We start from the raw sequence: 14132 nt of genomic DNA on the forward strand, positions 1-14132 counted from the left end.
TAAAAAAGCCTCACAGAAATGTGAGGCTTTTTTTGTGGTTGATCTTTTTTTATTTTTAACAAATAAATACCTATATTTAACTCCTGATTATTAAAAATTAAATATGGAAGAAAATTTTACAGAAGTGGTATCAAAAAGAAATTTTGAACTATCAGAAGAAGCACAAGGATTTTTAAAGGAAACTGCTAAATGGGCTTATTTCTTATCAATCATAGGATTTGTTGGTGTAGGTTTTATGGTGTTGTTAGCGTTTTTTATGGGAACTATATTTTCGGTTCTAAGTAGTAGTTTAGGTAAAGGTATGAATCCAATGATGGGTTTTGGGGCAGGATTTACGGTGCTATATTTATTGATTGCTCTACTTTATTTCTTTCCAATTTATTACCTGTTTCAATTTTCATCAAAATTAAAGAAAGCTTTCAAGTTTAATGACAATGAGGAAATAAATGCTTCTTTTGAATTTTTGAAGTCGCATTATAAATTTATGGGAATATTAGCTTTGATTTTTGTTTGCTTTTATGGCTTCATCATTTTGATGGGTTTAATTGTGGGAATATTTTCTGCTTTTTAAAATTAATATTCTAATTTTACTATAACCTCCAATTCTGTGAAAAGAATTGGAGGTTTTTTTTTATAAATAAATAATTTTCAACTATTTGATTTACAGTGAATTTTAAATAATTATTCTTTTTTTTTCTTTATTTTAAAACCATAACTGCTTTTGTGGCGTAAATGCTTTTATATAACTTAATAAATAGATTTATGAAAACTAGAAAATTTTTATCAGTAGCCTTTATGGCATTAGTATTTGGAGCAACATCATTCGCTCAAAAAACAGTAATGGTTGGTGGAGCGGCGATGTATCCTTCAAAAAATATTATTGAAAACGCAGTGAATTCAAAAGACCATACTACGTTAGTTGCCGCAGTAAAAGCAGCTGGTTTGGTAGAGACACTACAAGGAAAAGGGCCGTTTACCGTTTTTGCACCTACAAATGCAGCTTTTGCTAAATTGCCAATGGGAACAGTTGAGACATTATTGAAGCCAGAAAATTTAAAAATGTTACAAACGATTCTTACCTATCATGTTGTAGCTGGAAAAATGAATGCTGCTGATATTGCTAAAGCCATTAAAGCTGGAAATGGAAAAGCTAAATTGAAAACCGTTAGTGGTGGAACTTTAACTGCCTGGATGAAAGGTAAAAAATTATACATTACAGATGAAAATGGTACAATGTCACAAATCATAATTGCTGATGTGAATCAATCAAACGGTGTCATTCACGTTGTAGATACTGTAGTATTACCAAAACAGTAATTTCAATTAAGAGGTTGGTTTTTGTTGGTTGAAAAGTCCTGTGTTGTACAGGACTTTTTTTATGTCAAAAAAGCTCAATTCTAAATATTAGAATTGAGCTTTCATAATTTAATTTAGATCGCGTTCTTATCTTAAGCTAGCTCCTAGTTCTGTTTCAAAATTCTTTTGCAGTTTACCCATAATTTTATCAATTTGAGCATCAGTCAAAGTTTTTGAACTATCCTGTATGATAAAGCTTAGTGCATATGATTTTTTACCTTCAGGTAGGTTGCTGCCTTCGTAAACATCAAATAAGTTGACGTCTTTTAAGAGGCTTTTTTCGCTTTGTTTTGCAATTGTGTAAATACTGTCGTACGTTACGTTTTCATCTACTAACAAGGCTAAATCTCTTCTTACTTCAGGGTATTTTGGAATTTCAGTGAATTTAATTTTATTGGATATCATTTTAATAATCACATCCCAATTAAAGTCAGCATAAAATACTTCTTGCTTTATTCCAAAATGCTTTAAAATTGATTTTTTTACAACTCCAAATTCAACCAATGCATTATGACCGGCACCGATTGCAATCCCTTCTGAAAAAACATCAGATGTTACAGGACTATTTTGTGTTTTTTGAATTCCAAATCTAGCAAGAACGGCGTCTACATAACCTTTAAATAAAAAGAAATCAGAAGGTTTTTGTGTTGCAGTCCAATTTTCCTTAGATCTGTTCCCTGTAAGGAATAAGGTCAGGTGCTTGTGTTCTTCAAAACCAGATAAAAATTTATGATAGCTTTTCCCAAATTCAAATAATTTCAAATCACTATTTCGGCGATTTATATTATAAGAAATGGCTTCAAGTCCAGAGAATAATAATGATTGTCGTAATGTGGCTAAATCGTTACTCAACGGGTTCAACATCGTTACATTGTGTTCTTCCTTCAATTTTTCTGAAAGCTCAACGTAAGAGGCTGTCGTTAATGAATTGGCCATCATTTCATTAAAACCTTGTGAATTTAATTGAGTGGCAACTATATTTTGCAATTTATAATCTTCGTTTCTAGGAGAATTAGATACGGTTGCATTCAGTTTTTTTGAAAAACTGATATTGTTGTATCCATAAACTCTTAGTATTTCTTCAATTACGTCAATTTCTCTTTGTACATCAACACGATATGCTGGAATTGTTAAACCTAGTCCTGCCTCTGAAAAGCTATTTACCTTAATATCTAATGAAACTAAAATTTGCTTTATAGTGTCTTTCGGTATTTCTTGTCCGATGATTTTGGCAACATTCCCAAAGTTTAAGAATACAGAGAAATCTTCCATTTTCTTTTGGTAAACATCAATCAGATCAGATGTAATTTCACCGCCTGCAACTTCTTGAATTAATAAAGCGGCACGTTTTAGTGCGTAAGCAGTAATTGTAGGATCGATTCCTCTTTCAAAACGGAAGGAAGCGTCTGTATTTAATTGATGTCTTTTGGCTGTTTTACGAACGCTCACGGGATTGAAGTAAGCACTTTCCAGAAAAATAGAAGTAGTATGCTCTGAAACTCCCGAGTTTTTACCACCAAAAACTCCTGCGATACATAAAGGGCCTTTTTCGTCACAAATCATTAGATCTTCTTCGTGCAGTGTTCTTTCAACATCATCTAATGTTGTGAACTTAGTTCCAGAAGGTAATGTTTTTACAATTATTTTCTCATTAATTTTTGAAGCGTCAAAGGCGTGCAAGGGTTGGCCTAATTCATGCAAGACATAATTAGTTACATCAACCACATTATTTTTAGGTGTAATTCCTATTGCTTTCAATCGATCCTGTAACCAATTAGGCGATGGTTTTATCGTTATTCCTGAAATAGTAACACCACAATAACGAGGTGCTAACAGAACCTCTTCTACGTTCACATCAATTTTAAGTGTTCTCATGTCTACTCTAAAATTGCTGACAGAAGGAGTTATAAACTCTACATTTACTCCACGTTGCAATAAACCGGCTTTCAAATCACGAGCGGTTCCTAAATGGCTCATCGCATCGGCACGATTGGGTGTAAGTCCGATTTCGAATACTTCGTCATTTTCTATTTTAAATACATCTGCCGCTTTTGTACCTGCCACAATTGAATTGTCTAATATCATAATCCCGTCATGACCAGTTCCAAGACCTAATTCGTCTTCGGCACAGATCATTCCGTGACTTTCCTGTCCACGAATTTTTCCTTTCTTTATGGTAAAAGCAACTCCTGAACCATCATATAATACAGTACCTATTGTTGCTACTGGGACTTTTTGTCCTGCATCAACATTAGCGGCTCCGCATACAATTTGTAAAGGTACGCCATTGCCTAAATCAACAGTTGTTATTTTTAGTCTGTCGGCATCAGGATGCGGGATGCAAGTAAGTACATGTCCAACTACTATTCCTTCTAAGCCACCTTTTATGGATTGGTATTTCTCAACAACTTCTACTTCTAGACCTAGATCTGTAAGCAATGCTGCTGTTTCTTCGGAATTCCAGTCTGTTTTTATAAATTGTTTTAACCAATTATATGATATTTTCATCTGTCAATTTTAATAAGATTGCAAATATAAGGATTGCAGTTTGTAGTAAGAAACTATTTTTTTGGTTTTTTAACACAGAAACGAGATATTTTAAAAGTATTGCCAATATGAATTTAACAATATAAGTCTCTAGTGTTTGTCAATAAAATAAAATAATAACTATAAAAAAACACATATGAAAATTTAATGCTATTTATTGGAGGAATAGTGCTATAATAAAGAGTTTTGTCAAGCTATATTTGATAAAATTTAAATTAGATAGATATGAGTAACATAGTTTCAAGACCTGATTTTAAGGCAAAGTACGATAATTATATAGGCGGGAAATTCGTAGCTCCCATTAAAGGAGAATATTTTGATGTGATTTGTCCGATTGACGGAAAGGTTTTTACACAAGCAGCACATTCCACTAAGGAAGATTTAGAACTTGCTGTAGATAAAGCGCATGAAGCTTTTCAAACTTGGGGAAAAACTTCGGCTACAGAGAGAAGTAATATATTAAATAAAATTGCGCAGCGAATAGAAGATAACTTAGAGTATATCGCAACTGTAGAAACGATAGATAACGGGAAAGCGATTCGAGAAACTTTGGCAGCTGATATTCCTTTGGCAATTGACCACTTCAGATACTTTGCAGGAGTGATACGTGCCGAAGAAAGCTCGATTGCTGAATTGGATTCGCAAACGGTTTCTATAGCTTTGAGCGAACCATTAGGAGTTATTGCTCAAATTATTCCTTGGAATTTTCCAATATTGATGGCAGTATGGAAATTGGCACCAGCCTTAGCAGCCGGAAATACTGTGGTACTAAAACCAGCAGAAAGCACTCCTATCTCCATATTAGTTTTAATGGAATTGATAGGCGATATTCTTCCTCCAGGAGTAATTAATATCGTAAATGGTTTTGGTGCGGAGCTTGGAAGAGCTTTGGTAACAAATAAAAAAGTCTCAAAAGCCGCATTTACAGGTTCGACACCCACAGGCCGTCTAGTGATGCAATATGCCACTGAAAATATTATCCCTGTAACATTAGAATTAGGAGGTAAATCCCCTAATATTTTCATGAAATCTGTTGGTGATGCTGATGATGATTTCTTTGATAAGGCGATTGAAGGAGCAGTAATGTTTGCTTTGAATCAGGGAGAAATATGTACATGTCCTTCCAGATTATTGGTGCATGAAGATATATACGATAAATTTATAGCTCGAGTAATTGAAAGAACTGAGGCTATAAAAATGGGGAATCCATTAGATAAAACAACGATGATGGGCGCACAGACTTCATCGGTTCAACAACAAAAAATTCTTAGCTACATTAAATTAGGAAAAGAAGAAGGGGCAGAAGTATTGACTGGAGGAGAGGAGAACCACTTACAAGGAGATCTTTCTACAGGGTATTATATCAAGCCTACTCTTTTTAAAGGGAACAATAAAATGCGTATTTTTCAAGAAGAGATCTTCGGACCTGTTTTGGCAGTTACCACTTTCAAAACAACTGAGGAAGCCATCGCTATTGCAAATGATACGATGTATGGTTTGGGTGCTGGACTTTGGACAAGGGATGCACATGAGATCTATCAGGTTCCAAGAGCGATTCAAGCGGGTCGTGTATGGATAAACCAATATCATTCTTATCCTGCAGGAGCTCCTTTTGGAGGATACAAACAGTCTGGAATTGGACGTGAAAATCATAAAATGATGCTTGCACATTATCAACAAACAAAAAATATGTTGATTTCGTACGATAAAAAGAAATTAGGTTTCTTTTAGAATGAATTATTAATAGAAAAGGGAAAGTAATAAAGCTTTCCCTTTTTTTAAATCCATATATTATGTTACCAAAAACAATGAAGGCTGCAGTGATTAGGGAATTCGGATCGCTTCTAAAGATTGAAGAAGTAGAGGTTAAACGTCCTGGTCGCAATGAAATTTTAGTAAAAGTAATTGCAAGCGGAGTTTGTCACACTGACCTACACGCTATTCAAGGAGATTGGCCCGTAAAACCAAAAATGCCACTAATTCCTGGTCATGAAGGGGTAGGGTATGTTGTAGCAGTAGGGCCAGATGTTAAGAATGTAAAGGAAGGAGATGCTGTTGGGGTGCCATGGCTATATAGTGCTTGTGGTGGTTGTGACCAATGTATCACAGGTTGGGAAACGCTATGTGATACCCAGCAAAATGGGGGTTATAGTGTTGATGGTAGTTTTGCCGAATATGTAATTGCTGATGCGAGGTATGTAGGACGCTTACCGTCGAATGTCAATTTTATGGAAATGGCCCCAATACTTTGTGCTGGTGTGACTGTGTATAAAGGATTAAAAGAAACTGAAGTAAAACCAGGAGAATGGGTGGCTATTTCGGGAATTGGAGGTTTAGGGCACGTTGCCGTGCAATATGCAAAAGCGATGGGAATGCATGTAGCTGCTATTGATATTGCAGATGATAAGTTAGAATTAGCAAAGAAATTGGGTGCCGACTTAGTCGTAAATGCTAAGAATCAAAATCCTGGAGAATTTCTTAAAAAAGAAGTTGGCGGAATGCACGGAGCGTTAATTACGGCCGTTTCTCCAATCGCTTTTAAACAAGGATTGGAAACCCTGAGAAGAAAAGGAACGATGGCGTTGAACGGACTTCCTCCTGGCAATTTTGATTTATCGATTTTTGATACAGTATTAAATAGAATTACAATTCGTGGTTCTATTGTAGGTACTCGAAAAGATTTACAAGAAGCCATACAATTTGCGGTCGAAGGAAAAGTAAAAGCAACTGTCACATCGGCAAAATTAGAAGATGTAAATGATGTTTTTGAAAAAATGAAAAAGGGACAGATCGAAGGAAGGGTAGTACTCGAAATTGCAAAACCATAATTAAAATTATTAAAGCAGAAAATAGGCGTTTACGCGTGTTTTCTGCTTTATCAATCACGAACAAAAGATGACAAGAAGAATAGATGCAACCGATAAAGCAATTGAATTAATAAAAATATTACAGGAAAAACACGGCGACTTGATGTTTTATCAGGCCGGAGGATGCTGTGAAGGAACGCAGCCACAATGTTTTGAAAAAGGCGCCTTCTATCAAAGATTTGGTGATGTTTGCATTGGTTTGGTGGAAAACACTGAATTTTGGGTAGACAAGGACTTATTCGAATATTGGAAACATACGCATTTTACTTTAGATGTAATTGATGCTTTTGGCGTGGGTGGATTTTCTTTGGAAACGCCATTAAAGAAGACATTCCGAATTGAATACAGGATTTTTACACCAGAGGAAGAACAATCACTTGAACCACTAAAATATATAGAATAATCTAATTCACGTACAACAACTGATATTGTTTTGGCGTAATACCTTCGTGCTTTTTAAATAAACGAATGAAGTAATTACTGTCTTCAAAACCAGATAAATGACAAACTTCATTAATTTGAATTGCCGGATTTTTCAATAACTGCTTTGCACATTTTATTTTTTCTCTAATAACAAATTCTATTGGCGTCATGCCTAATTCTCTCTTGAAAAAACGATAAAAAGAGGTTGTACTCATGCAAGCTTTCTCACTCAAGTTTTTAAGACTTATGTTTTCTCGGATATTTACTCTAATGTATTCCAATACTTGAGTTATCGGACTATTAGGATCAGTATAAAGTCCGTCCTCGATAGATTTAGCAGTTTGAGTTTGTACAATTCTTATGAGTAATTCTTGTAACGTCAAATCAGCCAATACATCCTTGGTAATAGAAGTGCTCATGCATTCTTTTATCAATTTATTGATGGTTGTGGCTAATTCTACATTGTTGTAGAAATAGTAGTTTTGGTAGTTTAAATGCCAAAATTGACTGTTACCTTCCTTAGGATAACGATCATTTAAAAAATGCAAGGTTTCATTTATTTTTTGCTGGTCTATCGCCAAAGCCAGACATTGGGTAGGATTATTTTTTGTGGCTTCCGGGAAGTCAATTTTCATTTCTACATTAGACGGAATTACTACAGTTTCACCAGGCAAGTATTCAAAACTTGGTTCATCAAAAAGATGCATTACTTTTTTCCCACGCAACATACTGGTTACAACCAAATCATTAAATTTCAAAGGCACTAATTGTGATTCTTTGTAAGTTTCAAACAGATTTAATTCACAATGATTCAAATTGTAAACCGTTCTATTTTCAACTAAGGTTTTTAACGATTTTTCACTCGATAAATTAGGAGGATTGATGTAGTTGCGGTTCATAAAATTAGTTTATAAAGAAAGAGTTATAAACTTAATGAAAATAAACGAATTATCTAAAGCTTACTTTGTTAAAAAGGATACAATTTTAATCTGATGAATGTCATTGTACAAAGCTTAAATTCAAAGATTTTGCTGGCTGTAGCAAGTTCTTTTAAAAGTAATTGCAAATCGCACCACAAATTTACAAATTAAATTAGGCAGCCATTTTTTTGCGTAAATCTTTATGGCAATTAAGGATTTATTAGTTTTCAGATGTTGGCAAGGATTCAAATGTTTTTCTTTTGTTTTCGTACCATGCATTCATACCTTCTGGAAAATGCATTAACTCTTGCATTTCTCTCAGTGCTGTTTTATGTGCATCATCTTTTTTTTCAATCATTTCTAAAGCGTGGTTTTTACTCAATTCAGCTATTTCCTCAAAAGTATTGGCATGGAATTTTGCTTCACATGCTCCTCCAAGCTGTTTACAAGTCATTGTTTTCATAATTGTTGGTTTTAATTAATAGAGAACTAAATAGCGAGAGATGATATTTAATTTAATGCAAATTTAAAGACGTATTTTAGTCATTAAACAGTGTATTATTGTAAATATAAAGGAATTAAACAACAATTTAGCGAGTTTTAGCAAAAAAGTGTCTAAGAATTATAGTTTTTATAAGTTTAAAAGAGGGCTTTTTTACTCAAAATATTATATCAAAAGTTCCAATTAGTCACAAAAGTAAAATAGATTAACTAGGAAATTTTACAGCAATTCCTCAACATGTCTTTTGATATTTTCGGCTATTTTTTTTGTAGGAAGGTCATTCGCGTCATTTCCAAATGGATCTTCAATTTCTTCTGCAATCAATTCTAAACTAGCCAGAACATAAAAGATAAATACAACTACGGGAATTACATAATAGCCTAAATTAAAAACATATCCAAAAGGCAAAGTTAGTACGTAAAAGAAAATAAATTTATTGATAAAAGCACTATAAGAATAGGGAATAGGTGTGTTTTTAATGCGTTCACAGGCACCACAAATATCAGTAAAGGATTGTACTTCATGATTGAGTATTATGAGTTGGTCTCCAGTTATTTTTTTGCTGGTATACAAGTCATTTATTTTTTGAAATATAATCTTTGCCACCTGATTAGGTCTGTGATTATGATGCTCGATGATAACATCGTCAAAAAGCTGCTTGCTTGTTTCTTCATTTTTTAAATGTTTGTTTAAAATAGAGGCATAGCTAGGAATAATTTTTCTGAAAAAAGCGCGATCACTTTCATCACTAAGCATTACCGATAATTTGATTGTGAGATTCCGACTATTGTTTACTAAACTACCCCAGATTTTTCGTCCTTCCCACCAGCGATCGTAAGCAGTATTGGTTCTGAAAACAAGTAATAAAGAGATCACAAAACCTAACATTCCATGCATGATAGAAATATTTTTCACATGACTGCTTTCTGGTAAATTCCAATATTCAATTTCGAGATACGCAATTCCAGCTGAGTATATCCCTATAAAAATCATCATCGGAAATAGTTGGCGTAAAGTATCGGCTTTGTGAAAACGAAAAATAAAAGTTATCCAATTTTTTGGGTTGTATGAAATCATCTAGTATAAAGTATTTCTACAAATGTATTTTAAAAATTAATATTCCCCGCTAATTCTCGTAAAGCAATTTCTGACAACTTTGCCTGAAATTGAGCATTGCTATAACGTACTGTAGCATTTACATAATTCAATTGTGCGGTTCTAAACTCTAGTGTAGTTATCGTTCCAATATGGAATTTATCTAAAGTAATATCTAGATTTTGTTTGGCAATAGCCTCATTTTTTTCTTCGAGTTCAATCAATTCTAGATTTGTCAAATAAGTTTGGTAGGAAGTGGATAATTGCGAATTTAACGCTAGATTAAGTTGTTCTATATTCAGCTTCGTATTCTCAATTTGAATTTTAGCAATTTTTTCATTTCTATTTTGTGAAAAACCATCAAACAAATTTAGAGAAGCCGCAAAACCATAATTAAATCCTTTAGATTGCGATTGTGATAGAAAGCCAAGACTTGACTGACTTTTAGAAAAATTATAGGAAGTATTTACTCGCACTGTCGGATAACGTGCCGCCTTGATTTGTTTCAATTCTAATTCGGCGACTCTTTTATTGATGATTTGAGTTTCTAGCTGTGGATTTTGTTTTTTTGCTAATATTGTAAGTTCGTCAAGCAATAGCATTTCATCGACTTTTAGGACATCAATTACTTTAAAATCTGTAGTTACATCTCTGGCTAATAGTTGATTTAATAAAATCTTACTGTTTGCGTATAATTCTTTTTGTCTTAGCAAAGTTACTTGATCAGTATTCAAATCTACTTGTGCGTTTAAAACCTCCAACTTCGATGCTTTCCCAATGGTAAATCTGTTCTTTGCCAAAGTTAATCGCTGATTTGAAATAATCAGTGTGGTATCTAATGCCGCTAATTGCTGCTGCTGTTGTACTAAATCATAATACTGGGTATTTACATCGCTAATATTTGTAATTAAAGTTAGTTTTAACTGTGCTTCACCTAGTTTTTGCAATTCTTTTAACTGATCCAATCGGGCGAACATTCTCAGTCCATCAAAAATAGTCCAGTCTAATCCAACCCCATAAGTCAAACTAGTGTTTTTAGCATTATTTAATGTAGTTTGAACTCCATCTTGACGGGTTTGTGAACTATTTTGAATGCTGTTATTGTCAAGAAGCGAGCCCGTTAAAGCTGGTAACATACCAGCATTTCCAATGGCTACATTTGTTTTGTTAATATCTAAATTATTGTTAGATATTTTTATTTGAAAATTGTTTTCCAATGTGATTTTTACCGCATTTTCAAGCGTTAGCAATTCCTGAGCATTTGTTTTCACAATGCATAATAAAAATAAAATTAGACTTTGTACTAGAACTTTGTAATTCTTCATTTTATTTACTTTCATTTTCATATTCTTCAATGTGATCAAATTCTGGATAATGTTTTTTGGTTCTGGACCACATCAAATAGATGGCCGGAATTACAAATAAGGTCAAAACTAAGGAGAAAATAGTTCCGCCAACGATGACAACTCCCATTCCCATTCTACTTGTTGAAGCTTCTCCAAGTGACAAAGCAATAGGTAGCGCACCAAGTGAAATAGCTAAACTCGTCATTAAAATAGGTCGCAATCTTGCTTCTGAGGCTTCTAATATAGCTTCTAATTTTGGTTTGCCTTGCTCTCGAAGCTGGTTAGCAAATTCAATAATTAAAATTCCGTTTTTAGTTACCAAACCAATAAGCATTACGGTTCCAATTTGGCTAAAAATATTCCAAGATTGATCGAAAAGCCACAACGAAAATAATGCACCAGCTACTGCCATTGGAACAGTTAAAATGATAATCATTGGATCGATAAAACTTTCGAATTGAGCTGCTAAGATTAAAAATATCAGTAATAATGCTAAGCCAAATGCAAAAGCAGTGTTAGAACTACTTTCCACAAAATCTCTTGACTCTCCACCTAAATCAGTGGTAAAACTTTCGTCTAAAACTTTCGCTTTTATTTGATTCATTGCTTCAATTCCATCACTTATACTTTTGCCGGGAGCAAGACCTGCTGAAACGGTTGCCGACATGTATCGATTATTGTGGTACAATTGTGGAGGATTACTTTCCTCCTCAGTCGTAACAACATTATCCATTTGTATTAATTCCCCTTTATTGTTTTTGACAAACATTGATGTTAAATCCAATGGTTTAGAACGATCTTGTTCTTCAAATTGCCCTATTACTTCATATTGTTTTCCTTTTCGCATAAAATAGCCAAAACGTTGTCCACTTAATGATAACTGTAGTGTTTGGGCAATATCAATTACAGATATTCCTAAGCTTTCTGCTTTTTCCCGATCGATTGAGACACTAATTTCTGGTTTGTTAAATTTTAAATTAACATCAGTTATTGAAAATGTAGGATCCTTTGCCGCCGCATCCATAAATAATGGAATTTTCTCCTGTAATTTGTCAAAGGTTGTCGCCTGAATAATGTATTGAATAGGTAATCCACCACGTCTGTTTACAGAAATAGTAGGTTGTTCTGTCACCGATGTTTTCGCTTCAGGAAAACCTTTCGTCCATTGGGTTAGTTTATCAGCTATTTCACTTTGAGATCGCTCTCTTTCATTTGGTTCAGTTAAAGCTATTCTAACTCGACCACTATTAACAGAAGAGGATCCCCAACCTGGAGACGTAATAATTAATGCTACTTTTTTTTCAGGAATAGAATCATCAATCAACCTTGAAATTTCTTGCATGAACCTGTCCGTGTACTCATAAGACGATCCTTCGGGTGCTGTTATATTCATACTTAAAGCACTTCGATCATCATAAGGAGCCGTTTCTTTCTTTAATAAACCAAAAAATAAATAAATTAATCCAAAACAAGCTATTAAAATAGGGAAACTGAGCCATTTTTTCTTCATGAAACGAGATAAAGCACTAGCATAACTACTATTTAAATTTTGATAAAAAGGTTCTGAATAAATATAAAATTTTGATTTCTTTTGCTTTCCTCCTTTCATTAAATAGGCATTCAGCATTGGCGTTAGCGTTAATGAAACAAAAGCTGAAATTAATACAGCTGCACCTATGACGACTCCAAATTCCCTAAAAAGACGGCCTACAAAACCTTCGAGAAAAATTACGGGTAAGAAAACGGCAGCTAAAGTTATCGAAATAGAAATTACAGCAAAAAATATTTCATTGGAACCTTTAATTGCAGCCTCGATTGGCGACATTCCCTCTTCTACTTTTTTGAAAATATTCTCCGTAACTACAATTCCATCATCTACTACTAATCCTGTAGCTAAAACGATAGCTAATAATGTCAAAACATTTATTGAATATCCAAATAGCCACATGATAAAGAAGGTGGCGATAAGCGAAACGGGAATATCAATTAGGGGTCTGAAGGCGATCGCCCAATCTCTAAAAAATAAATAAATAATTAGAATTACTAGAAAAATAGAAATTGCTAGCGTTTCGGCCACTTCAACTACTGATTTTTTTACAAAAATAGTACTGTCAATAACAATATTCAGTTTAATATCTTTAGGCAAATCTTTTTTTAGAGACTCGTATTCTTTGTAAAATGATTTTGAAATATCGAGATAATTAGCTCCAGGTAACGGTACGATTGCTACCGCAACTAGAGGAAGACCAGATTGACTCAACTTGCTTTCAATATTGGCAGGACCAAGTTTAGCATATCCAATATCGCTTAAACGAACAGTTTTTTCTCCGTCAGAACGGATAATAATGTTGTTAAATTCTTCGGCAGTTGACAGATTCCCTGCAGTTTTTACAGTTAACTCTGTATTTGCGCCTGTTAGTTTTCCCGAGGGTAATTCTACATTTTGTTGGTTCATTGCGGCTCGCACTTCTGAAACTGTGCAACCATAAGAGGCTAATTTTATTGGATCAATCCATAAACGCATAGCATATTTCTTATCTCCCCATATTTGAACTCCACTAACACCAGGAATGGTTTCAAATCGTTGTGCGATTACATTTTCGGCATAATCACTTAATTCTAATGTGTTTCTGCTATCACTTTGAATCGTCATTGATATAATTGCCTGACCATCGGCATCAGCCTTAGAAACGACTGGGGGTGAGTCAATGTCTTCTGGTAAATTTCTTGCTGCTTGAGAAACTTTATCTCGAACATCATTTGCTGCCGCTTCAAGATCTTTATCTAAATTAAATTCAATAGTAATATTACTACTTCCTTGTATACTTGATGAAGTCACATTTCGAATACCATCAATGGAATTAATCGCTTTTTCAAGGGGTTCTGTAATCTGGGATTCAATGATGTCTGAATTTGCACCAGTATAATTGGTGCGAATTGAGACTTGTGCAGGGTCGATAGAAGGAAATTCTCGAACACCCAAATAACTATAGCCAAGTAGTCCAAATATAACTATCGCTAAGTTAATTACGATAGTAAATACCGGTCTTTTAATACTAGTAGTGGATAAACTCAT

At 34.0% G+C, this 14132-nt stretch carries 11 protein-coding genes; 5 read left to right on the forward strand and 6 right to left on the reverse strand.

Annotated features, from left to right (window positions below; translation table 11 throughout):
• Positions 1 to 103: 103 nt before the first annotated feature.
• A complete protein-coding gene (locus tag BMW63_RS16770) occupies positions 104 to 571 on the forward strand; it encodes a hypothetical protein (protein WP_074724613.1) in 468 nt (155 codons plus the stop codon).
• 191 nt (positions 572 to 762) lie between these two features.
• The gene (locus tag BMW63_RS16775) at positions 763 to 1317 is read left to right on the forward strand and encodes a fasciclin domain-containing protein (RefSeq protein WP_074724614.1); all 555 of its coding nucleotides are present in this window, start codon (positions 763 to 765) and stop codon (positions 1315 to 1317) included.
• Positions 1318 to 1443: 126 nt separating this feature from the next.
• On the opposite strand, the gene pheT is transcribed toward BMW63_RS16775, so the two are convergent.
• Positions 1444 to 3864 carry a phenylalanine--tRNA ligase subunit beta gene (gene pheT, locus BMW63_RS16780; RefSeq protein ID WP_074724615.1) on the reverse strand — a complete coding sequence of 807 codons (2421 nt, stop codon included), beginning with the start codon at positions 3862 to 3864 and terminating at the stop codon, positions 1444 to 1446.
• Between the two features lie 264 nt (positions 3865 to 4128).
• Here pheT and BMW63_RS16785 point away from each other — a divergent pair, with 264 nt between their 5' ends.
• From BMW63_RS16785 to BMW63_RS16795, 3 genes are all read left to right on the forward strand, one after another.
• Positions 4129 to 5634: an aldehyde dehydrogenase family protein gene (locus tag BMW63_RS16785; RefSeq protein ID WP_074724616.1), complete on the forward strand. Its 1506-nt coding sequence runs from the start codon at positions 4129 to 4131 to the stop codon at positions 5632 to 5634.
• A 62-nt stretch (positions 5635 to 5696) separates the two neighbouring features.
• A complete protein-coding gene (gene adhP, locus BMW63_RS16790) occupies positions 5697 to 6731 on the forward strand; it encodes an alcohol dehydrogenase AdhP (RefSeq protein ID WP_074724617.1) in 1035 nt (344 codons plus the stop codon).
• Between the two features lie 67 nt (positions 6732 to 6798).
• Positions 6799 to 7173, forward strand: a complete 375-nt coding sequence (locus tag BMW63_RS16795) for a DUF779 domain-containing protein (RefSeq protein ID WP_074724618.1) — start codon at positions 6799 to 6801, stop codon at positions 7171 to 7173.
• Position 7174: 1 nt separating this feature from the next.
• Here the strand turns inward: BMW63_RS16795 and BMW63_RS16800 are convergent, their stop codons facing one another.
• From BMW63_RS16800 to BMW63_RS16820, 5 genes are all read right to left on the reverse strand, one after another.
• Positions 7175 to 8092: an AraC family transcriptional regulator gene (locus BMW63_RS16800; RefSeq protein ID WP_074724619.1), complete on the reverse strand. Its 918-nt coding sequence runs from the start codon at positions 8090 to 8092 to the stop codon at positions 7175 to 7177.
• A 241-nt stretch (positions 8093 to 8333) separates the two neighbouring features.
• Positions 8334 to 8576 (reverse strand): DUF1059 domain-containing protein, encoded by a 243-nt coding sequence (locus tag BMW63_RS16805; RefSeq protein WP_074724620.1) that lies wholly within the window; start codon positions 8574 to 8576, stop codon positions 8334 to 8336.
• 258 nt (positions 8577 to 8834) lie between these two features.
• On the reverse strand, positions 8835 to 9692 hold the full coding sequence (locus BMW63_RS16810) for a bestrophin family protein (protein ID WP_074724621.1): 858 nt from the start codon (positions 9690 to 9692) through the stop codon (positions 8835 to 8837).
• Between the two features lie 29 nt (positions 9693 to 9721).
• A complete protein-coding gene (locus tag BMW63_RS16815; RefSeq protein ID WP_083380544.1) occupies positions 9722 to 11056 on the reverse strand; it encodes a TolC family protein in 1335 nt (444 codons plus the stop codon).
• A complete protein-coding gene (locus BMW63_RS16820) occupies positions 11037 to 14132 on the reverse strand; it encodes an efflux RND transporter permease subunit (RefSeq protein ID WP_074724622.1) in 3096 nt (1031 codons plus the stop codon). Before BMW63_RS16820 ends, BMW63_RS16815 begins: the two co-directional genes overlap by 20 nt.

Source organism: Flavobacterium frigoris, from assembly GCF_900111075.1.
Lineage (GTDB): Bacteria > Bacteroidota > Bacteroidia > Flavobacteriales > Flavobacteriaceae > Flavobacterium > Flavobacterium frigoris.